15 protein-coding genes are annotated in these 22,535 nt (G+C 65.8%); 6 read left to right on the forward strand and 9 right to left on the reverse strand.

What is annotated here, in order from left to right; genetic code table 11:
* From AC22G6_RS18740 to AC22G6_RS18755, 4 genes are all read left to right on the forward strand, one after another.
* On the forward strand, positions 1–544 hold a 544-nt coding region (locus AC22G6_RS18740; protein WP_487368044.1), incomplete at its 5' end, for a hypothetical protein.
* A gap of 427 nt (positions 545–971) precedes the next feature.
* On the forward strand, positions 972–2,375 hold the full coding sequence (leuC, locus tag AC22G6_RS18745; protein ID WP_487368045.1) for a 3-isopropylmalate dehydratase large subunit: 1,404 nt from the start codon (positions 972–974) through the stop codon (positions 2,373–2,375).
* 9 nt (positions 2,376–2,384) lie between these two features.
* Entirely contained in the window at positions 2,385–3,035 is a 651-nt protein-coding gene (leuD, locus tag AC22G6_RS18750; protein ID WP_487368046.1) for a 3-isopropylmalate dehydratase small subunit, read from the forward strand.
* Positions 3,036–3,256: 221 nt separating this feature from the next.
* Positions 3,257–4,213, forward strand: a complete 957-nt coding sequence (locus AC22G6_RS18755; RefSeq protein WP_487368047.1) for an AEC family transporter — start codon at positions 3,257–3,259, stop codon at positions 4,211–4,213.
* A gap of 161 nt (positions 4,214–4,374) precedes the next feature.
* On the opposite strand, the gene AC22G6_RS18760 is transcribed toward AC22G6_RS18755, so the two are convergent.
* Positions 4,375–4,575 (reverse strand): hypothetical protein, encoded by a 201-nt coding sequence (locus AC22G6_RS18760; protein ID WP_487368048.1) that lies wholly within the window; start codon positions 4,573–4,575, stop codon positions 4,375–4,377.
* 82 nt (positions 4,576–4,657) lie between these two features.
* Positions 4,658–5,521, reverse strand: a complete 864-nt coding sequence (locus AC22G6_RS18765) for an SDR family oxidoreductase (RefSeq protein WP_487368049.1) — start codon at positions 5,519–5,521, stop codon at positions 4,658–4,660.
* A gap of 143 nt (positions 5,522–5,664) precedes the next feature.
* Between AC22G6_RS18765 and AC22G6_RS18770 the strand changes: the two genes are divergently transcribed.
* Together AC22G6_RS18770 and AC22G6_RS18775 are read left to right on the forward strand one after the other, a co-directional pair.
* Positions 5,665–6,558: a LysR family transcriptional regulator gene (locus AC22G6_RS18770; protein ID WP_487368050.1), complete on the forward strand. Its 894-nt coding sequence runs from the start codon at positions 5,665–5,667 to the stop codon at positions 6,556–6,558.
* Positions 6,559–6,938: 380 nt separating this feature from the next.
* Positions 6,939–9,050, forward strand: coding sequence for a transglutaminase family protein (locus AC22G6_RS18775; protein ID WP_487368051.1), 2,112 nt, complete (start codon positions 6,939–6,941; stop codon positions 9,048–9,050).
* A 9-nt stretch (positions 9,051–9,059) separates the two neighbouring features.
* On the opposite strand, the gene gshA is transcribed toward AC22G6_RS18775, so the two are convergent.
* From gshA to AC22G6_RS18810, 7 genes are all read right to left on the reverse strand, one after another.
* Positions 9,060–10,652, reverse strand: coding sequence for a glutamate--cysteine ligase (gene gshA, locus AC22G6_RS18780; protein ID WP_487368052.1), 1,593 nt, complete (start codon positions 10,650–10,652; stop codon positions 9,060–9,062).
* 319 nt (positions 10,653–10,971) lie between these two features.
* The gene (locus tag AC22G6_RS18785; protein WP_487368053.1) at positions 10,972–14,085 is read right to left on the reverse strand and encodes a DUF6519 domain-containing protein; all 3,114 of its coding nucleotides are present in this window, start codon (positions 14,083–14,085) and stop codon (positions 10,972–10,974) included.
* A 52-nt stretch (positions 14,086–14,137) separates the two neighbouring features.
* On the reverse strand, positions 14,138–16,273 hold the full coding sequence (locus AC22G6_RS18790) for a hypothetical protein (protein ID WP_487368054.1): 2,136 nt from the start codon (positions 16,271–16,273) through the stop codon (positions 14,138–14,140).
* The gene (locus tag AC22G6_RS18795) at positions 16,270–19,392 is read right to left on the reverse strand and encodes a putative baseplate assembly protein (protein ID WP_487368055.1); all 3,123 of its coding nucleotides are present in this window, start codon (positions 19,390–19,392) and stop codon (positions 16,270–16,272) included. Before AC22G6_RS18795 ends, AC22G6_RS18790 begins: the two co-directional genes overlap by 4 nt.
* Positions 19,389–21,839 (reverse strand): putative baseplate assembly protein, encoded by a 2,451-nt coding sequence (locus AC22G6_RS18800; RefSeq protein WP_487368056.1) that lies wholly within the window; start codon positions 21,837–21,839, stop codon positions 19,389–19,391. Before AC22G6_RS18800 ends, AC22G6_RS18795 begins: the two co-directional genes overlap by 4 nt.
* Positions 21,836–22,195: a GPW/gp25 family protein gene (locus AC22G6_RS18805; protein ID WP_108948031.1), complete on the reverse strand. Its 360-nt coding sequence runs from the start codon at positions 22,193–22,195 to the stop codon at positions 21,836–21,838. The genes AC22G6_RS18800 and AC22G6_RS18805 overlap by 4 nt, the downstream gene beginning before the upstream one ends.
* 1 nt (position 22,196) lies before the next feature.
* The gene (locus tag AC22G6_RS18810; RefSeq protein WP_487368057.1) at positions 22,197–22,520 is read right to left on the reverse strand and encodes a hypothetical protein; all 324 of its coding nucleotides are present in this window, start codon (positions 22,518–22,520) and stop codon (positions 22,197–22,199) included.
* Positions 22,521–22,535 lie beyond the last annotated feature (15 nt).

Here is a 22,535-nt window from a genome sequence, read left to right on the forward strand (position 1 = left end):
CTACGCCTCCAACGTCGTGCCTCTTGCAAACGAGCTCGTATTAGCTGACCCAGTCGGAGCGTGGGATACTGTGAAAACGCACTTTGAAGAGTCGCTTCCAAAATGGCGCAGTGATCTTTTTCAGTGGCTCAAGGGTGGCCTATCCGGATTCGATGAAGAGGCCCCGAGAGGAGCAATTGCTGACCTGCCGGTTCCCGAAATGCTCGAATGGATTGAAGAAGACCCCGAGCACAGAGCAGGGCTAATGGCTCATGCGGCACCGCGAACGCTTGATGACGAACATGGCGGTCGATTAACTCGAGAATTGTTGTACAGATATGGACAGTTCGATGGTGTGCGAAGTGGCATCAGTGCGACCTTTCACTCCGGAGGATGGACTGGTTCAACAAGTGCCTACCTGAAGCGAAAGCGAGAGAAGTTTCGTCGATGGCTGGCGGCAGGCTTCGAGTTCGAGATAACGCAGTGGATCGAGGCCGAGATTGAGTCCCTGGATCGAAATATCGAGCGCGAGGAAATCGAGGAGGAGCGTTCACGATTCGATTGATAAACCACTGGTTCGGATTGCCTTAGGGTTGGAAAACAACTGTGCTGAACGAGTCGAATAACAGCTTGGAGTCCGAAGTGCCCATCTAAGGTAAGTGGAAGCGGTCATTGCAGAGTGACCGCTGCGGTCAGCCCACGACTGACGGCTTTGACCGACCTGCTTCCGGTCGGGAAAGACTCACCACTCAATGGCGACCGTCGCCTGCTGAATCGAACGCGTTCACGGGTTATTAACCACGTCCATCGTCCCAAACGAATTCACCCGGATGCGGTCCGGCCGTTCTCGACTTCAACAACCTGGAACCGCAGTTCCGCAAAAGCCATCTCCAAATGAGATGGCTGGCATGGCAATTGACCGTTATTCAGGCTTTCCCATCTCTGCAAGTATTGCGTCACCGCAATGGATCGCATGACCTGGAGCAACGAGAATGGGAAAGACCCTCTACGAAAAAGTGTGGGACGCGCATGTCGTCAAGCAAGGCGACGACGGCAGCTGCCTGATCTACATTGATCGTCACATCATGCACGAGGTGACCAGCCCGCAGGCCTTTGAGGGGTTGAAGCTGGCCGGGCGCAAGGTGTGGCGCACGAGCAGCGTGATTGCTACGCCGGACCACAACGTGCCGACCACCGAGCGCTCGAAGGGCATCGACGACGAGATCTCGGCGCTTCAGGTGTCGACGCTGGTCGATAACTGTGCCGACCACGGGATTCCCTTCTTCAGCCTCGAAGACCGGCGCCAGGGCATCGTGCATGTGGTCGGGCCGGAGCAGGGCGCAACCCTGCCGGGCACGACCATCGTTTGCGGCGATTCGCACACCAGCACGCATGGTGCGTTTGGCGCGCTGGCCTTTGGCATCGGCACGTCCGACGTTGAGCACGTGATGGCGACGCAGTGCATGCTGATGAAGAAGTCGCGCAACATGCTGGTCCGGGTGGAGGGCACGCCTGCCGCGGGCGTGACCGCCAAGGACATCGTTCTCCACATCATCGGCGCTATCGGCACGGCGGGCGGGAGCGGCCACACCATTGAATTTGCCGGGAGTGCAATCCGGGGCTTGTCGATGGAAGGGCGCATGGCGGTGTGCAACATGGCAATCGAGGCGGGTGCCCGCGCCGGCATGATCGCGGTGGACGATACGACCATCGACTATCTGAAAGGCCGTCCCTATGCCCCGGCTGGTGCGGACTGGGATGCGGCGGTGGCGTCGTGGCGCGGTTTGCATTCCGACCCGGACGCGGTGTTCGACCGCGTCGTCGAGATCGATGCCTCGACAATCGAGCCGCAGGTGAGTTGGGGTACTTCGCCCGAGATGGTGCTGCCCGTCAGCGGGCGGATTCCCGACCCGGCCGCCGAGCGCGATCCGGGCAGGCGCGAAGCCATGGAGCGTGCGTTGAACTACATGGGGCTCGAGGCCAACACTCCGATCGCCGACATCGCGATCGACAAGGTCTTCATCGGCTCGTGCACGAACTCCCGCATCGAGGATCTGCGCGCCGCGGCCCGTGTGGTCGAAGGTCGCCGGGTTGCGGCCAATGTATCGTTGGCGATGGTGGTGCCCGGCTCCGGACTGGTGAAGGCGCAGGCTGAACAGGAGGGGCTGGACAGGATCTTTGTGGCCGCCGGTTTCGAGTGGCGCGAGCCGGGCTGTTCGATGTGCCTGGGGATGAACAACGATCGCCTGGCTGCGGGTGAGCGCTGCGCATCGACCTCGAACCGCAACTTCGAAGGACGCCAGGGTGCGGGTGGACGAACCCATCTGGTGAGTCCGCAGATGGCTGCGGCGGCTGCGGTGAGCGGCCATTTCATCGACGCACGGACCCTTGGCTGAGGAGGCATCATGGAAAAATTTGCTGTTCTGAACGGATTGGTCGCACCGCTTGATCGCGAGAACGTCGATACCGACGCGATCATTCCCAAGCAGTTTCTGAAGTCGATTCACCGCACCGGATTTGGCGCGTTCTGCTTCGACGAGTGGCGCTACCTCGATCGCGGCTACATCGGCATCGACCCGGCGAGCCGCAAGCTGAATCCGGACTTTGAGCTCAACCGCGCGCGCTATCAGGGCGCCAGCATTCTGCTTGCGCGCAAGAACTTCGGTTGCGGTTCGTCGCGCGAGCATGCGCCATGGGCGCTCGAGCAATACGGGATTCGGGCGATCATCGCGCCCAGCTTCGCCGACATCTTCTTCAACAACTGCTTCAAGAGCGGGCTGCTGCCCATCGTGCTGCCGGAAGCAGTGGTCGGCCGCCTGTTTGCGGAAGTCGGAGCGGAGGAGGGCTACCGCCTGACGGTTGACCTTGAGCAGCAGGCAGTGACGACCCCGTCCGGCGAGTCGATTCCCTTCGAGGTCGATCCCTTCCGCCGTCACCGTCTGCTCAATGGCCTCGACGACATTGGCGAGACCCTGCTTGAAGCGGATGCGATTGCAGCCTTCGAGCGCGCGCATCTGGCGCGCTCGCCCTGGCTCGATTACCGGCTGGCAGACTGAGCCCGGCCCAGCCTGTCCCCGCCTTCGGCATCGCTCGGGCCGAGGGTGGGGACAGCGTGTTGCCCAATCCATAACGGATTTAGATAACAGCCATTGCGCATGAGCGCTTTCGCGCGTGGCCGGGCTCGTGGAGAATGTGCCCGGGCCGATACCGGCGCCAGCGCTTCACCTACCAGATTCCCTCGCGGCGGCGCAGGCCAGCGGGGCCGCCGGAGTCATGCGTGCTCGAAATTCTCTCCATCACCAGCCCGATCTTCATCCTGATCGGCCTTGGATACTTTGCCGTGCGTGCGGCCTTGTTTTCGCGGGCGGACATGCGCGTCCTTGGCACTTTCGTCATCCGGTTTGCCTTGCCCGCGATGCTGTTCAGGGCGCTATCGGAGCGTCCCTTTGACGAGGTGATGAACTCGGGTTACCTGATTGCGTATGCGCTCGGCTCGCTGGCTGCGATGGGCGTTGCAATCCTGCTCGCGCTGAAATGGCGCAAGCGCGATTTTCTGAGCAGCGTCATCATCGGCATGGGCGCTTCATCGTCGAACAGCGCCTTCATCGGTCTGCCGGTGGCCGTGCAGGTGCTGGGGCCGGTTGGCTCGGTGGCAATGGCGCTGTGCCTGCTGGTGGAGAACCTGTTGATGCTGCCCCTGCTGCTCATCATGGCGGACCGCGCCGGGCACAAGCGCGCGAGCATTGTGGCCATGCTGCGGGGAACGCTCGCAAGCCTGTTCAGGAATCCGATGCTGGTGGCCATTGCGATCGGCTTTGCCTTTGCCCTCTTAGGTCTGGCACTGCCGGCGCCGCTTTCCAATGTGGTCGACATGCTGTCGTTCGCATCGGGGCCGCTGGCGCTGTTCGTCATCGGCGGCAGTCTTGCCGGAATGGGCGTGAAAGGAATGGTCGCCGATGTCACGCTGATCACCGTGGCCAAGCTGCTGCTCCATCCTGCTGCGGTGCTGATTGCCGTGTTGCTGGTACCCGGCATCGGTCCCGAACTGCAGGCCGCCGCCGTGCTGATCGCCTGCGTGCCGATGTTCAGCATCTACGCCATCATGGGGCAGAAGTACGGACTCGAAGGCATGTGCTCGGCTGCGCTGGTAGTGGCGACGGTGGCGTCTTTCGTGTCCATCAGCATCATCATCTGGGTCATGGAGCTGACGGGCTTCATTCCGGCACTGAGTTGAGCGCGGCAGGGGGGCTCAGGCAGCGGGCCCTGCGTCATCGAATACGGGCTGGTGAAGGCGGGTGATCCGGTCAGCACGCTGCGCACTCTCAGCCGCAACACCGGCAAGGTGGTCGACGCCATGGTGCAGACGCCTCCCCGTTCATCATCGAGCCATGACCTTCACTTGCCGCCAAGTCGGGCGAGCTCAGCCTCCAGTTCGTCACACCGTGCTTTCGCTTTCTCGAAAGCCTTCTTCAGCTGTGCGACCTTCTTCAATGCTTCTTCATCCTGAATGGCAGTGTAGCTTGGGGTGCCGTCTTCCTTGCTTTCCTTGTAGATTGCTCGGGCCTGGCAGCTTGGGCAAATACGGACGTCGGACATGGGGCTGGTTCTCCAATGAGTGGGTTCGGGGCACTGGCGACGGTGGGCCCGCCGCAGCGGAACGTCGCCAGTGCGAGGCGAATCAAAGGCCGAGCTGAGCCACAAGCGCGGCTTCCACCGGCATCGCATCGCGACCGAGCAGGCGGGCAAAGTCGCCCGTCTGGATGTCGTAGCCGCCGCGGTCCATGGCGGCGAACATCCCTGCCAGCGCGTCGGCCAGCCACTGCGGCATGCCTGTCGCTTTCACCAGTATCGACGCATAGTCGCTCGTCGGCAGTGCGTGATATGCAACCGGCCTGCCGGTGCGCGTTTCCAGCACGGCAGCGATGTCTGCCATGTTCAGCGCGGTCGGGCCGGTCAGTGTGTAGGTCTTTCCCGAATGACCCTCCGTCGTGAGCACCTTGGCAGCGGCTGCGGCCAGGTCGGCGCGGCGGATGAAGCGTGCCTTACCGTGCTGGTTGGGCGAGGCGACGCCGCGTTCGGCATAGCCATTGAGGAAGGCGGGCAGAATGTCTGCATAGACACCATGGCGCAGGATGGTGAATTCGAGGCCGCTTTCCGCGAGGGTGCGCTCGGTGTCGGCGTGGATGCGTGCAAAGCCGAATGGCGAATCTTCTGCGGTATCAACGAAGCTGGTGTAGACGATCCGCTTCACCCCATTGCGTGCGGCCGCTGCGATGGCGTTGCGGTGGTGCTCGATGCGGACGTCGATCGGCGCGTCACCTGACACCAGGTACAGGGTGTCGATACCCTTGAAGGCGGCGTCAAGGCTTGCGGGATCGGCGTAGTCGGCCTTACGCAGCTGCACGCCTTTCGCTTCGAGTGCCGCGGCGGCGTCTGGTTTGCGCGTCCCGGCAACGATCTGCGCTGCGGGAGTGCCATTTTCGATGAGGGTATTGATGACTGCGTTGCCGAGTTGGCCGGTGGCGCCAGTGATGAAAATCATGATGTGCTCCTGAGGTGGTTTAGGTCCCGATGGGATGGGACGCATATTGCCTATCCTCAGGATGTAGATAAACGCCGGGAATATCATATGATTGATACGTTCAGTACATAACTAGAGGTCAGGATATGGATCGGCTGCAGTCCATGAGGATTTTTGCCTGCGTGGTCGACAGTGGCGGCTTTTCGGCGGCTGCAGATCAGCTGGGTCTGTCGCAGGCTCAGGTCACGCGCCATGTTGCTGCGCTGGAGTCCGACCTGGGATTGCGTCTGCTCGAACGCACGACGCGACGCATGCATCTGACCGAGATCGGCGAAGCCTATCTGGATCGCTGCCGTCGCATCCTGGCGCTGGTCGAGGAGGCCGACACGATGGGTGAGGCACACCGGGGTGAGCCGCGGGGGGTGCTGCGGCTGACCAGCTCGGTGTCGTTCGCGCGCGCGCATCTTGCGCCGGCGATTGCCGAGTACATGCAGCTGTTTCCGGAAACGGGCTTCGACCTCATTCTCAGCGACCGCACGCTCAACATGGTGGACGAGGGCATCGACCTAGCCTTCCGCATCACCCATGCGGTTGACCCCGGGTTGGTCGCACGCCCCCTGGCACCCTGTCGCGTGGTGGTGTGTGCGTCACCGGCCTACATCGAGCGCAATGGCCGCCCTGAGCGCCCTGAAGACCTGCGCCATCACGACTGCCTGAGTCACAGCTACTTCAAGCGCAGCATCTGGCCGTTTCGCGGTGCGGGCGGGGAGCAGAGCATCGCGGTGCGAACCCGTGTGGCCGGTGACGTTGATTTTCTGCATGCGCTGGCATGCGCCGGAGCAGGGGTGGCACACCTGCCCTCATACCTGGTCGGCGATGACATTCGCGCCGGCGTGCTCGTCCCCTTGCTGGAGGATTACGAGATGCCGTCGCCTTCAGTCTATGCGGTGTATCCGAGCCGCCACTATCTGCTGCCAAAGGTGCGGAGCTTTCTCGACTACTTTGCCGAACGTGTTGGCGACCCGCCGCACTGGGATCGCGGCTGGTCGGAGAGCTGATCGCAATGAGTGCTTGTAACGCAACAAACGGTGTCGATAGTTCATTTCCGCACTCAAGCTGACCGGTGGTATCCACACCGCCGGCGACGACGGCAAGCCGGACAAGACCGGACGACTCAATGGTGTGAAGGAAGACGAGATCGATCATCGCTTCTACATCGATTACACCTACCGCTTTTTCTGATTGAGCGGTCTCCTCTGGCACCGTGGGGTTCATCCGGACCGCCCGGTGCTTTTTTGTATCCGTTTGGACAAAGGGCTTGATGGCGCCTTTTGAGGCAGGGTTTTAGTCCGTATCATGCGGGGCATGGGATGCGCGGCTGTGCCATGGAGCTCGCCGCACGCATCGCCGACACGCCAGCGCCCCAGGATACCAATTCATGATTCCCCCCAATGCCGAACCCATTCAGGATGAGTTGACCGACCTCGATGCGCGTATCAGCGCGCTCGGTGCGGACATCTGGATTGGCGCAGAGCCGACCTTTACCGACCGATATTCTGAATCTGCAGAGTGGCTGCAACTTGCACTTGGCGGCGAGAAGGAGGCGCGTGCGGCGGAGTTGCTGCGCGATTTCTCCACCAGCTTGCCTGGCTGCGCACTGCTGCGGACGATCGGGCGCCAGTATCCGGGCGAGCCGAGCGCGCGCTGGAGTCTGGGCGTGCTTGCCCGCCGCGACGGTGCCGCCCTGTGGCAGGGGCCGCCAGACCCCTTGCTGGTGTCAGAGCCCTGTGCGCTCCACGACATCGAGCATTTCAGCCTGTGTCTGCTGGAGCACTGCGCTGCACGTGGATGGGCTGCCGAGACACGCTTGGGTACGACCGACTGGCGCGTGGTCACGCGGTGCGACGAGCATCCGATCGGCATTGATGAAAGCTCCGCGGCGCTGTGCTTCAGACCCTCGCTGCATTCCGCCCCGATTCCCGCCGAAGGCCTGCGCGACGAGCTCGCCGAATCCGGTCATTTCCTGCTGCTGCTTGCGAACCTGCCGGATGCAGAGGGTGGCTGGCCGGTGGTCGAACTCCCGGCGGTGACCGACCCTGCAAACTATGCAGCGCTGCTGGAAGTCGTGGCTGAGGCCGCCAAAGCCGCCGGCATCAACGGTCTGGTGCTGCGCGGCCATCCGCCACCGCTGGACGCCGGGATGCACTGGACCAGCCTGACGCCTGACCCCGCGGTGATCGAAGCCAACCTCGCCCCGGCAACCGATCTGGAATCCTTCTATCGCGTCAATGCCGCGCTGTTCTCTGCGGCAGAGAGCCTCGGCCTCTATCCCTATCGCCTCTACTACAACGGCGGTGAGGCCGATTCCGGGGGTGGGGGGCAGCTCACCCTGGGCGGCCCAACTGCGCAAAGCAGTCCGTTCTTTGTTGCGCCGCATCTGCTGACCCGGCTCGTCCGTTACCTGAACCGGCATCCGGCGCTGTCGTACTGGTTTGCACCGGACTCAATCGGCAGTGGCAGCCAGGCACCGCGCGCGGACGAAGGCCCGCAGGAGCGGCGGGTCGAGCTCGACGTGGCGCTCGAGCAACTGGAGCGCCTCGATGCGCCCGAGCCTGGCCTGCTGTGGGCCAGCCTGGCACCGTTTCTCGCGGATTCGGCGGGCAACAGCCACCGCAGCGAGATCAACATCGAGAAGTTGTGGAACCCCTATCTGGGCGCGCGCGGGATGGCCGGCCTGGTCGAATTCCGTGCCCTGCGCATGGCCCCGGATGCCGAAACCCTTGCAGCTGAAGCTGCCTTGCTGCGCGCCCTGATCGCGCGCCTGATGCACTTCCCTTACGACAAGCCGCTGGTCGACTGGGGCAAGCAGCTGCACAACCGCTTTGCGCTGCCGTGGTATCTGGAGCAGGACCTGCGTGCGGTGCTGGCGGATCTCGAAGCCCACGGCCTTGGGCTGGGTGCGTCGATCACTGCGCGTCTGGTGGACGATGCCCGCCGGGAGCTTGGCCATCTGGAATGGGAAGGGCTGCAGGTACGGGTGATGGGCGCACTCGAATTCTGGCCGCTGATCGGTGATGTCACCACCCAGCAGCCCTCCGATTCACGCCTGGTCGACGCCAGCACGACACGCATCGAATTGCGCGTCGTCGCGCCCGAGGCCGAAGGTCTCGACGGGCTGAAGCTCCAGGTCAATGGCTACGCCGTGCCGCTGCGGGCCGAGTACGATGGCGCCGCACCTGTGTGTCTGGCCGGTGTGCGCTATCGCAGTTTTGTTCCGGTGCATGGACTTCACCCGGCCCTGCCTGCGCAGGACGGCGTGGAGCTGGTGCTGACGCATCCGCGCAGCGGAAATGCGCTGCGCCTCAGCCTGTTCGACTGGCATCCACGGGGTGAGGCATACGATGGACTGCCGGACAGCCGGGTCGAGGCTCGGCGTCGCCGTGCCGAGCGTCTGGTATCGGAAACCGTGGATGCGCAGACGCTGCCGGAAGTGCGCGAGGCGCCTGCACCCGCGTATTCCGAATACTGCTTCGACTTGCGGCGGGTGTAGGCGTCTTTCTCAGCAGCAGGTGTTGTAGTCAGGGTCGATTGCGGCCATGTATCTGGCAACGTAGTCGGCGAACGGGCCGGTCTGTTCGGCTTCGATCTGTGTCTGACGCTCGAGCGAGTCGCGCGCCGACTGCTCGAAGGCCTGATGCGTGGCGTTGTCGAGTGGGCGGGCGCGAAACGCCTCGGCGTGCATCCGCGACTGCTTCATGGCGAACTCGAAGAAGCTGAGGTGATCCTTGCTCAGACTGCGCAATACCCGTGCAGACGGGGTCAGTTCGGGGTTGTGCAGCTTGGCGCGCTGCGCTTCGAGCGCGTCGCGATGAAGCGTGCCGCCATGCGCGGCGTCGAGAATGGCAGCGCAGGGCGCCATGCACTCGATCAAGGCGATGCCCCATTCAACCAGTTCGCGCGGGGTGCCGTTCTGATGCAGCGTCAGGCCCGGACGGCGGCCTTCCTTGACGGTGTGGCCGAAGTTGTCGGTGCATTCGCGGCATTCCTCGCCCGGCATCACGGGGCTGTCTTCCAGCGCGCAGTAGAGCAGGAAGGTGTCGAGAAAGCGCGAGGTGGTGATGTCGATACCGAGGGGCAGGAAGGGGTCGATGTCCAGACAGCGGACCTCGACGTACTGCACGCCACGCGAGCCGAGCGCCTGGATGGGCCGCTCGCCGGGACAGGCGACACGCTTGGGCCGGATCGTCGAGTAGTACTCGTTCTCGATCTGCAGCACGTTGGTGTTGAGCTGAACCCACTCCCCGTGCTGCCGGGTGCCGATGGCGACGTAGGGTGGGTAGGGCGTCGACACCGCTTCGCGAAGACTGTCAAGATAGCTCTCCAGACCGTCATAGCACGGCTGGATGCTGGCCTGCGCATTGTTCTGGTAGCCGAGGTCGCTCATGCGCAGGCTGGTCGCCCACGGCAGATACAGGGTGTTCTCGTCGAGGGTGTCCAGATCGTGCAGGCGGCCTTTCAGGAAACCCTTGCACACGGCCGGTGAAGCGCCGAACAGATACATCAGCAGCCAGCTGTAGCGGCGGAAGTTGCGGACCAGCGCGATGTAGCTTGACGACTGGTAGTCCTGCGCCGGGCGGGTGTCGCCTTCGGCCTTCTGCAGCAGGGGCCACAGCGCGTCGGGCAGGCTGAAGTTGTAGTGGATGCCGGCAATGCACTGCATCGCCTTGCCGTAGCGGACTGCGAGCCCCTTGCGGTAGACGTGCTTGATCTGCCCGGTGTGGCTGCTGCCGTACTCGGCGATGGGAATGTCGGCCTCGTCCGGCAGCTTGCTCGGCATCGACTGGCACCACAGGATCTCGTCGCCGAGCTGGCTGTAGGCGTAGCGGTGTATGGTGTCGAGTTCGGCAAGTGTTTGCGCGGGGTCTTCCTCGGCTGCGGTGATGAACTCCAGCAGGGCCTCTGAATAGTCGGTCGTGATCTGCGGGTGGGTCAGCGCCGAGCCCAGCGTCTGCGGGTGTGGTGTCAGCGCCAGCTGGCCGCTGGGTGCCACGCGCAGGCTTTCCTTCTCGAGCCCGTGGCGGCAGTGACGCAGCTGGTCGAGGTGCTCAGGCTTGTCGAACAAGGCCAGACGGCGCGAAAGTAGATCGTTCAAGAGTCGAATTCCTGTTTTTCTGTCCAGCCACAATGGGGGCGATAAAGCCCGTAAACAAGGGCTGGCGCAATCTAGGGTGGCAGGTCCGAAAACCCGCGCAGACCACTGGCAGAGGGGTGTCTGTCGGACCCCGGTGTCTGCTTCTTACAGACGCTCCGGTTAACGGCAAGGCGCGACGTCATGCGTCGCAGCCCGGTCCGGATCGCACAGACGATCCTTTGCTCCAAAAATGAATGCCGAACTCTACCGTCGAAACCGGATTCGCGAAACTGCAACCGTGAGTAGGGTCATGTGCGGCGGGCGCGCGATGCGACCGGGTTCAAACGGGCGTGATCGTCAGGCTTCCATTTCCGAAGTTCTCCGGCGCAACCGCAACTGCATACAGCCTGTGCTTGTTGCGCATGAAATTGCCGATGACTTTTGCCTGGGTGGCGACGATCATGCCGACATCGTCCTGAGTCTGCAGCGTATTGCCATTGAGGGCGCAGTTGACCCCTGCATAGTGGTCAAGGTCACTGTCGATGTGGTTGTCGGTGACCCGCAGGTTGGCACAGACCGGCAGAATGCCGCGCGCGTTCGCGACCACATCGTTCAATACCCTCTCGCTCAGACGCAGGCCGCCGAGGTGATTGCGCTCAAGGGTCAGGTTGCCGGCGGGTTCAAGGCCCACCTCGGCCTGGTTGATGGCGCCACTGAGCCGGCCGAGCAGGTCGCGACCCGGGAAGGGGCTGTCGTCACCTTCACCGTACAGGGTGATACGGCCGCGCAAGGTGTTGTTCACCAGACTGGCATCGCCGAAGTCACTCAGCGTGAGGGCGAACACCGGCGTACTGGTGAGCATCGCGTTGCCCAGTTGCTCAAGCTGTGCGGCGAGCGCGAATGCGCTTCCGTTGGAGATGCCCAGGCGCATGGCGTTCAGGGCGACGAGTTCGCGCTGACTGAGGCCGGCGTTGGCAGTGCCCGATACGCGGATCAGGTTGGCGATTGCCCCGGAGATCCGCTTCTTTTCTTCGGCGCTGAGCCTGGACAGTTCCGCGGCGAACTCAGGCAGCTGGCCGTCAATGATGGCCGTCGGTCGGAACGCGCCCTTGAAGGCGGCGAGATCGCCGACCTGTTCGAGCAGGCGTTCAAGTGTCTTGCTGTCGTTGTTGTCAGCCAGCACGCGGCTGTCTTCGATGATCAGGCGCTGGCTGCCGCCAATGCGCAGCAGGCTGTTGCCGGGTGTGGCACTGCCGACACAGTCGAAGCGGCTCATGCGCAGGTCTGCACAGTCGGAAAAACTCAGGCTTTCCAGGTTCCCGGTCCTGATCAGGGTGAAGTCCTGCAGCGCGAGGGCGCCGAAGGTATTGAACTGGAACACCTGATCGCGCACCAGAAGGCGGCTGGCGGGGCCGCAGCCGTGGATCAGCACGCGGTGGCGACGGCTGCCGGTGACGCTGAGGTCGTCCTCCAGCGTGTGCTGGCCCGGGAGCAGGCACAGGCAGATGTTGAGCTGATCCTTTTCCAGAAGGGTTCGCAGCGCCTTGTCCAGTGACGAAAACTGCCCACCTTCGCCCACGGTAAGGCAGCAGCCACCGCCGCCGCCCTGGGGTCGTTTGCACAGGGCATCGATGGCTTCCTGCACGCTGAAGGCTTTTGCGCTGAGGAGATCGGCACAGCCGGAAGGGTCGTAGGCAACCTGGCTGGCGAGTGCGAGCTGGGCGCTGAAGTGCACCGGCAGGTAGCGCCCGACAACGGGCTGGCCGGCCACCAGCAGTTCCGCCTTCGCACGCTGCACCGGCTTGGCGGGATCGCAGGCGAGTGACCACACGATGGAGGCGACGCCGTCGGCCTGTGTCGTGGCAATCTCGGTATGGGTTCCGTTGGGCAGCGTGCCGGCGTCGACGGTGAAGCGGACCTGCGCGTTTGCGACCGGGAACTGCCCGTTCGACACGCCGACGCGCAGCGGGCTGGGGAGCGCGACCGTGGCCGGCGTGTTGAGCGAATTGGGCTTGACGCTCTGGCCGTCGCCGCCAACATAGTCGAGCCGGGTCAGCTCGGTGAGTGCCGGGAACAGCGGACGGCAGTCGGCAAGCGCGCTCCAGGCGCCGCCCTGAAAGCCGAGCAGGGCGAGGCGGGCGAATGCGCGCAGCACCCCGGCTGGGGCGACAAAGGCGGGTTTGCCGCTGTCCTGCGGCCATTCGATGCCGGCGGTGGCCGTGCGTGCGGGGATCAGCCAGTAGTCGCCGATGCGGTAGCTGCCGGTGGCAAACTTGAGCTCGATGCCGTCCTGGGCGAGCTCTTCCCAGCCCGTGTTCGGATTCGCGACCGCGCTGGTCTTCAGTTCAGCCACGCCGTCCCAGCGGCGCACGCGCGGATTGTCCGGAAACAGTGCCGCGTCGAGCGCGTGGCCGATGCGCTGCGACAGGTCAACGGTGACCACATTGCCTTCGGTGCGGATGACCGGCACCAGCGGGCCGGGCTGGCCGAGCAGCTCGTGTGTGTCGTCGATGAACTCCACCCAGCATCCGGCAGTGATTGCGAGCACGTCGTCGCGGCCGATGCTGGCGACTTCGAACTCGTCGGCGATCGGGTCGTCGAGCCAGCGCACCACCCGGCTGACCAGGCTGCCGTTGTCGCGCGACCACTTGTAGCGCGCCTTGCCGGCCACGCTGCCGTCGTCGTGGATCTCGACCCGGTAGAGATGGTTCTCAAGCAGGCGGTAGCCGGCTTCCGGTGGCAGCTGGCAGGGTGTCTTCGGCGGGATCGTGGCTTCGGCGCGTGCCGCGAGGCGACCGTCGGGTGGCGTGGTGAGTGCGGTCCACGCCGGAATCGCCGACAGACAGCTCAGTGCCGCGCCGACGTCGCCGGCACGCAGCAGTCTGACCTGCCACACGGTTTGCTCGCGGGTGCAGGTGTCCGGTCCGCCGAGCGCCACTTCGCGCATGCTGGTGTCGCCAGCGGGCAGGTCGGTGGTGCTCAGGTGGCGCTGCCACACCTCCAGATAGGCGAGATAGGTGCCGACAGCGGGCGCGGCGGGGGCGCCATTGTTGTCGAACACCACCACGCCGTCGATATCCGAGGCCTTGATGCCTTTCGGTGGCAAGGGCAGCAGCGTGGCGCTGCCAGGCAACACCGCAGAGGCAATGGCAGGCAGATCCGGCTGCTTTGCGACGCTGGCGGCAGCGCTGTTCTCGCACAGCAGGCCGTCCACATACAGGTGCCCGGCCGAGATCGCGAGGTCCTTGCCCGCAGGGGTGATGGCGAATCCGGGTTTGGCGATCGGTATCGCGACCGTGCCCAGACTGTCGACGGTTTCGGTCTCCAGACGGCGGTTGAGGATGTCCTGCTGCTCGTTCCAGTCGGCATCGAGCTGCACGCGCCCCTGCTGCATGCGCACTGTGCGGTAGCGTCGTGCGGGGTCGAAGGTGCTGCGGCTCAGATCGGCTTTCATGATGTCTCTCCCGGTGGTCGGGTGTGATCGATTGACAGGTTTGCGGTGTGGCTCAGGTCACGAACAGCGGTGCGGCCTCGAGGCCGAAGCGCAGATATTCTTCAAGCGTCAGGCGCAGGTTGGCTTCGCGCTGCGCCTGTTGCAGCAGATGCCACACACCCATCTCGGCGCCGTCGTCGGCGCCGCGGCGGATCTCGGTGGCGGTTCCCTGTGTGAGCTGGCCATAGGCCGGGGTGCCGAAGCGGGTGCTGGTGAAGGCGGGGCTCACACGGCGTGTTTCGCGCTTGGCCTCGGCGGCGGACAGCCCGTCGATGACGAGGTCGGGCTGGCAGCGATGGCGGCGCGGCGTGGCGGATTTGGGTGGCAGGTAGCAGTAGCGCACGCAGCCCTCCTGACGTCGCGCGATGCTGACCAGTCCGTCGAGAATGCTGTTGGTCGCTTCCAGCCGGCCGGCGGTGGTGGTGCCGAACAGGGTGCTGGCGCTGACGGCAAGCGGGCTGTCGTCCGCATCTACAGCAGCGCCGCCGCTGCCATCCACCAGGCAGTCGCGCAGGCTCAGCGCAGCCATGGGTTTCTGGCTGCGCACCGGACCGCACAGGCAGCGATACAACCCGAGCTTCAGATCGGTGGCGGTGCCGCTGTGGGCAATGCCGCCGCGCGCTGGTACCAGACTGCAGTGGCGCAGACTGACCGCGCGCAAGGCGCCTTGCAGCTGCAGCTTGCCGTCGATCAGCAGACCGCCAAGACTGAGCCGCGTGCTGGCGTTGCCCTTGAGCTGAATGTCGCCCACCAGCACCGGGCGCCGTCCCTGTGCCGCCTCGATGGCGAGATGGGTGTCCGGGAGGTCGAGCGCGGGCGAGAGCGTTTCGGTGGCGTCGGTGTCGAGCGTGATCAGGGTGCGGCGACCGGGAAGCACGCGGTTGGCGGCATCGGCCGGGTTGGCGGGGGCGGCGAAGGCGGCGGCCAGCGTCGGTGTGGCGGCACTCGGAATGTGCAGATGCACGTCGAAATCCGCCGGGTTGCAGAGCACGGCGAGCGGGTCGGTTTCGGTCGGATCGGGACGGGGGTCGAAGGGACCGGCGCCGACATCGCCCGGAAAACCATAGGCGTACGCAAGCTCGACCGCGCCTGCCGTCATGCCGGCGGGCAGGGCAAGGCGGCCTCGCTGCGGATCGATGCCGATCAGCATGCCGCCGGCCGCGGGGAAGGTCCGGTCCGGCCGGCCGGGCTTGTTTGCGCGCACGGTGATGCTGGCCGGCGGATGGCGCCAGTCTTCGGGGGCGACGCCGGGGATCGGTCCGAGGTCGCAGATCACCAGGTGCTCGACCGCAACGGCCTGTCCATCAACCCACACTTTGAGCACCGGGCCGCCGGCCTCATCGGCAAAGTAGCGGTCGTCGGGCTCTTCGCCGTCGGTCAGCGCCTGGCGGCGCGCTTCGAGTTCGGCATGCAGGTCGCGCCAGCGCAGCGGTTCGGGGACGTTGATCGCTTGCGCCAGATGGCTGATGTCGTCCTCGGTACGGGCGCGGTTGAACAGGGGCTGGGCCAGCCCCAGCGGATCGAAGGTGTAGAAGCCGGGGCGTGTCGTGGCCGGGCGTGCGCTGCAGCGCTGCAGTGGATAGGCCTGAAGCCGCCACAGGAACAGTCCGATGTTGGGCAGGTTGTAGCGCCCGGCAGGCAGCGCACGTACGTCCGCGGTATGGGCTTCGACCCCAAAGGGGCTGTCCACCCGGTCGAGCAACAGTGGCCGGCGCAGGTCCGGCGTGCGCAGGGCATGAGGGCGCGGGTGGTTCATGTGCTGGGTGGTGGCGACCTGCTCGAAGAACTCCACCGCCCGCGCGCGCCAGCCGGTGCTGTCGTAGGCAAGCTCTTCCAGCACCAGCGCAGTGCCTTTGCGGCGGCGCAGGCGCAAGGTGTTGGCGACCAGTGCGCGCGGCCCGAACGCAGCGGTGCCGCTTACCGGGTACAGCGCCCGCACGCCAAGCAGATCGCCGATATAGGGCACGACCCAGTCGTCGCAGGTTTCGATGAAGGCGTTGTCGTAGAGCCGCTGCAGGTCGGCCTCAAGGAGCGCGCCCTGGCCGGCGATCACGCCGAGCAGCGCGCGCAGCGGGCCACCGAGTTCGGCGTCGCGTTCGCGATAGAAGGCAGGCAGCAGGTCGAGCAGGGCGTCGGCGTCGAGTTTCATGATCCATGCTCCAGCAACGTGACCGCAGCGGGGTCGATCAGCAGCAGATCGGCCGGCTGCAGGGTGTTACCCTGCCAGTGCGCGGTGCGTGCGGGCAGTTGCCCGTCGGGGCCGGCGACGGTCTGCGGACCGAGGCCACCGCCGATCCGGGTGATCCGGTCGAGGTCGGCGCCGGTGACACCGCTCACGCGCTGCAGGCTGGCGAGGATCTCGCTGCCGCTTACCGGCTGGCCGAACTGGCGGGCGGCGAAGCCGAAGTCGCGCGCGAGTGCAGCGGCTGCCGCAGCAAGGACGGTCGGCAGTTCATGCTCAGGGTCGATCCACAGGCTTGCGCTGAGACCGAAAGTCAGCATGCGGCAGGGGCTGACCCTGAGTGGCTGATGCGGCGGGCGGGCGGCGTCGATGGCGTCGAGCAGGTTGCGGTACAGCGTGTCGCCAGGCGCGAGCGCGGCGCCGTCGGCACCGGCCACGGTGAGATGAACGCGGCGCTGCTCGCCGTCCCACAACCACACGGCCTGCGCCTTGCCGATTCCGGTGTAGGCGGCGGCGAAGTCCTCGAAGTCGCGCAGCGAGACGATGCGGTCCAGGGTGCGCACCGTGAGCGGCGCGTTGCTGCGTGCGGCGTCGCCGGCCTCGGCATCCGTGCCGCCGCTGGCCTTGACCGGGTTGATGACGGCTTTCAGGCCGGGCGGGCGGCTCAACAGCAGGCTGATCTGCTCTGCAGCCACATTGCCCGCTTTGCCCAGACCGACCCGGTAGCGCGCCTCCACGTTGCCGCTGCCGCTTGGCAGACGCGCACCGTGCACGCCGTCGCCGAACTGCACGCTGGCACCGCCGTTTTCGTCCAGGCGCACGGTGTAGCTGCGCTGGTCCGGGCCGGCGGCGGTGAATCGTGGCACCGGCTTCCACAGCAGGCCGTCCACCCTGACTTCGAGGGTGCTCGCGGTGCCGCTGGGGGTGGCCGCTGCGATATGGGTGAGTGGCGGCTGGCGCAGACTGAAGCGCTGCAGGCTGCGGCTGGCGTCGCCGCTGCCGAGCGCTTCGGGCTGGATGCGCATCTGCTTGCTGTCGCCCTGACTGGCCGGCGCAAGGTTGGCATTGATGCGCACCGTGGCCGGCAGATAGTCGTGGGTGAGGTCGGTGTCGAGATGCAGAAGGGTGCGCCCCGCGCTGCTGTCGTTGCGCTTGATGCGCGCGACCTCTGCAGCACTGTTCAGGCTGACGCGATAGCGCTTGAAATCCTCGAACTCGAGTTCGGCGCTGAGACGGTCGCGGGCGATCCGGATGGCAGCGAGGGCATCGCCCTGTTCCAGCCGCTGGCGCGCCGCGCTGTTTGCCGGCACTTCGGCCAGCACCAGACCGGACAGCGCAATCCAGCGTTCCGCAGGCAGATCGGTGTGATAGTCCGCGAGTTCGATGAGATGGCCGCGAACGAAGCCGGACAGGGGGCGCATCGCCCAGTTCATTTCCTCCGACTGTCCGAACAGCGTGGTTGCGCGCAGTTGATCGTTGAAGAGCTCGGGGATGCTCTCTCCCTGCAGGGTGAGCCGGGTGGATGTGGCCGACAGGGTGAAATCGGCGCGGGCGTCCTCTTCGGCCGTCCTGATGCGGTAGGCCTCCTCGTAGTTCGGGATGGACATGACGACCCAGCCACCTGCGAGCCATTTCGGATAGCTGGCGTCGAGATGAACCGAGTGGATGTCGCGCGGGTACAGGCGCTGCGTCGGAATCACCGCCTTTGACACGCCGCTGGCAGACCATTCCAGCCTGATCGAGGCCGCGCCGCTGGCTTCATAGTATTCAAGGAGGATGTCGTGCTTGTGGTCGGCGCTGAGTTCGGCCTGACCCGTGCGTTCGGTCGGGCTCTGGTTGATCCAGAAGTCGACGATCAGTCGGCCGTCGATCCACAGTCGCACACCGTCGTCCGCAGTGACATGGAAGGTGTAGACGCCGGTTGTCGGGGGTGAGACCCAGCCGCTCCAGCGCACCGAGAAGTTGTCGGCAGGCAAGGCCGCATCCGGCGCGCCGGCATGCCAGTCGAAGTTCACCACTGCGTCGGTGCGGGTGAGGACGCGCTGACGGAAACCCTTGCCGCGGTAGTACTCGCCGTAAAGCCCGGTACCGCTGGCCGTCGTGGTGGGTGAGTCGGAAATGTCGGACAGGGTAAAGCCGGGCCATTCCGGATGCTGGCCGATCGGCGGCTTGCTGTCTTCGGCGAGGCCGAGATAGGTGGCGCGCAAGCCCGAGGGCATGGCCCGCCAGTCGGGCGCGTTGTGACCGAACAGGTGAGCGCGGCCACGCAGGACAAAACAGCGCGGATTCGTCGCTGCCGGACGCACCCCGCGCAGCGGACTGCCAAGCCCGTGATCGAGGGTCACAACGGTGTAGCCGATGTCACTGGTGTCCGCCGGGTCTGCGGGCAGCACCTCGCGGATGCGGGTGACGCGGCGGAAATCCCAGTTCTCGTTGCCCGGGTCCTTGCTGCGCTCGTCGCCGACGATCAGCAGCGCATCGCCCTGCTGCAGACGGGTGGCGGTGCCGGCAAGGTAGAGGTGGCGCCCGCCCATGCGTGGCGGCACGGCCTCGCTGGCCAGCACCGGCAGGGCATTCCAGCGCGCCTGCGCATCGACCGCCTCAAGCGTCTCGAATACCTGCGCGCTCTCGTCCTGGGCGGGAATGCTCTGCGCCCGGGTGCCGACGTCGATGCGGGTGCTGGCAGGGGCGCCGGGCGCAGTTTCGAGGGTGAAGGCGAGCCAGGTGGATGCAGCAACGCCGGGGCGCAGTTCGTAGCCGATGGCGCGCGCCAGTTCGAGGATCGAGCGGCGTTCGGTGGCGGTGCGCAGGTAGTGCTCGTTGCCGATACGCTCCAGGTAGAAGGCGAGCACGTCGAGGACGGCCGCCCAGCTGTCGAGCAGTGCGATGGCGGGGTCGTCGCTGGCACGGGTGGTCAGCGCAGCCAGCGCCGGTTCGCGCGCGAGGTCTGCGAGCAGGCTCTGGCGGAAGCGGCCGTGGGTGCCGATGCGCAGCGCAAGCGCCGGCTGGCCGGGGGGCTGAGCGGTGGCGTCCGGCGTGAGCGGGACGAGACCGGTGCAGCAGCCGCAGTTCTCCGGGGTGCTCATGATCCGCCCTCCACGATGAAGCTGATCTGGCCGTTCTCGGGAAAGCTCGGGTCGCTGTCGGCACGCAGGACTTCCAGTGATCCGGTGCTGATCAGGCCGGCGTCGCGCTCGCCATTGGGTTTGCGGCCCCAGCGCTGGAAGCGCTTCACCTGCACCGACGCCACGCCGGCGATCGCTGCCGCCTCTGCGACCACGGCCGAGAGATAGAGCGGGGTGCCGAAGGTGAAGCGGTCGGGGTGGAAGAAGCCGGGGGCGCCATCCCGGGTCTGGCCGGAGGTAAAGGCGGCAATCAGCGCGGCCTTCACATCTGCGGCGAAGTAGCTCGCGCGGGCACAGACCTGCAGCTGGATGTCGAGCGGCACGTGGACCGGGTCGGCGAAGGCGAGATCGTGACCGGCAAGGCGGAAGCGTTCGAGAAAGGCGCGCAGCTCGATCTTGAACGCCTGGTCTACCGGCAGGCCGCCACGCCGGTCCACCATCAGGAACACGGTGTGCCAGCTGCCGGTCCAGCGCAGGCGGGCGGCGGCGCGCTGCACCGCGGGGTGACGCTCGGCAACGCGGGCGTAGTCGTCGGTGGTAACGGCGCGTTCCTGAGTGCGGAAGGCTTCGGGGGCGTTGAGCCGGATTGCGTCGAGCGCTTCGGCTTCGGCACCGCCTTGCGCCGGCAGCGGATTGCGCAGGCCCACGATGCCCAGCTTCAGCGTGGCATCGTCGCTGACCAGCGCAGTGATGGCGTCGGCGCCGACATTGCCCTGGCTGCCTCCGCCCAGACGGTAGCGTGCAAGCAGGCGCTGCCCGGCGGGCGGCGCGGCGCCGAACCGGTTGTCGCCAAAGCGCAGCCATGCGCTGCCGTCGTTCTCGGTTTCGACCACGAACTCGCGCGCGAAGCGTTCGCTGCCGAGCAGGTCGCGCACCGGTGTCCATGCGCTTGCGACCGGGTCGGGCTGATCGCCGAACACGGCGGCATCGTCGGCCTGCAGGCGCATGTTCGACGGCCGGGCACGGCGTGCATCCTGACGCAGTGCGGCGCTGGCCGAGATCGAAGCGGACATGGCGCGGTCGTGATCGTAGGGTTCGCTGAAGGCGAGGCCGCCATCCTTCAGCCGCGGTCGCCACGGGCGGCGCAGCGCGCTGGCGCCGCCATCGGCAATGGTGTCGGGCACGACCGCCTGCCACGGGCGCGTCAGGCCGTGATCGGTCAGCACCACGTTGCCGCGGGCAAGGGCAATCGCCTCCTTGACCACGGCGCCACCGACATCGAACTCGTGGCTGACGCACAGCGGGAAAGGCAGCGCATCGTCCTGATGCCAGCTCACCAGCAGCAGGGCGGTATTGGTGAGATCGTCGTGACCGGTGCCGACCGAGGTCAGTCGCACTGGGTGACGGTGGCTGCGGTCGGCATCGGCCGGCTTGCCGGTGACCGGGCTGAGGATCTCCTCGAGAATCAGCACATCCCCCGGCACCAGCGCCAGCGCCGGTGTGTTGACCAGGGCGGCTGCGGTGGCGCCGCGCGCAAGGCAGTAGCCGGGGTCGGCGAAGTCGTGGATCGCGATGCGGCTGTGCGCGGCGTGCAGTACCTGATCGTGCAGGGTCTCGAAGACCTCGATGCCGGGCAGCGGGAGTTCATCGAGCAGCGCCGTGCGCCGCACCGGCGCGCCACCATCGGCGAGCGCAAGCAGGGTGGTGCCGGCTGGCAGCACGCTGCCCTCGGCTGGTGCGCCCGCATCAAGGGTGACGAAGGTCCGTGCATTGCAGCCGTCGTGAATGGCGTAGTCGAGCAGGCGTGCGTGGCGGCGCAGGGAACTGCGGCGGCGGGCGGTGCCGAGATAGGCTTCGGTGGCCACCGCGTCCTGGGTGTAGGACAGGTGATCGCCGACGTAGGCGAGGGTTTCAATCAGGGCCACGGTGAAGTCGGCCGGGCTGCGCTCGGTGAAGTCGGGCACGAGCTGCGCCATGCGGTCGAGCATCAGCTTGCGGAAGCTGTCGTAGTCCTTGGCGAGGTAGTCGAGGCGAGGCTCAGGGGGTGACCCCGGCGGGCAGGTGGCGTCGTCTGCACAGTCGAACTCCGACGGGCAGCCGGCCTTGAAGTTGATGCGGATGCTCGACAGGCAGATGTCGAAGCCGGGCGCTGGCACATCGGGCTCGGCGGGGTTGATCAGCGACAGGGTGTACCAGGAGAAATCGCCCGCCTTGTCCACCGTGATGCGGATCTCGTTCCCGGCGAGCACCGGGTCTTGCGCGAGCCGGATGCCGGTGATGCGCACACCGCCGTCGATGCGCACGTTTGCGCGGGTGATGCCAGCCACCGGATGCACGCACACCACGCGCAGGCTGCGCTGGTCGACGGACGCGATCTCGACGTAGTCGATGCCGTTCCTGCCCGGCGGCTGCTGATCACGCAGGCGTTGCAGGCGGCGCGGGTTGTCGCTGCGGAACTGGCGTTTCATGGCGCACCCCGGCTGAAGCGTGCCAGGCGGCGATCCTGGCCGCTGCGGCTGACGTACTGCACCTCGACTGCCAGTAAGGCGTCGTCATGCTCGACGGTGACCGCTTCGACCACGATGCGTTCGCCCAGCCATTGCTGAAGCGCACTATGTACGGTCATCTGCAGGGCGGCGGCCAGGGTGTCGCTGTTCGGCGCGAACACCAGTTGCAGCAGGCCGCAGCCGAAGTCGGGGCGGTTCACGCGTTCGCCCGGAATGGTGAACAGCACCTGCTCGATCATGTCGCGCAGGTGGGTGTCCTCGTCCGCTTCGGCGCTGCGGCCGCGGTGGTCGGGCTGGAAGGGAAAGTGAAGGCTCATGTCACATCCCCGTGACCCGCGTCTGCGTCGTCGCCACCGTCATCGGCGTGCCGGTGGGGGCGCAGATCGAAGGCGAGCTCTGCAGCAACGCGGGCTGACCGCCAATGAATACCCGTGTTGCGCCCATCAGCCATTGCCCGCTCACGCACGGACCGTTGCCGGCGGTGGGCGGCGGCATGGCGCAACCGGCGATGACATAGGGCGCGCCGAGCGTGGTCGCGGGCTGGCCGGACAGCAGCACCCGTGGATTGGGTGAGCTCGGTGTGGCCTGACCGCCGTGGGCACAGAGGACGGTGGCACCGAGGTGGAGGAGGAATCCGGGCATGTTCGTATCGTCCTC

This window comes from Parazoarcus sp. PS-13 R2A (genome assembly GCF_057621855.1).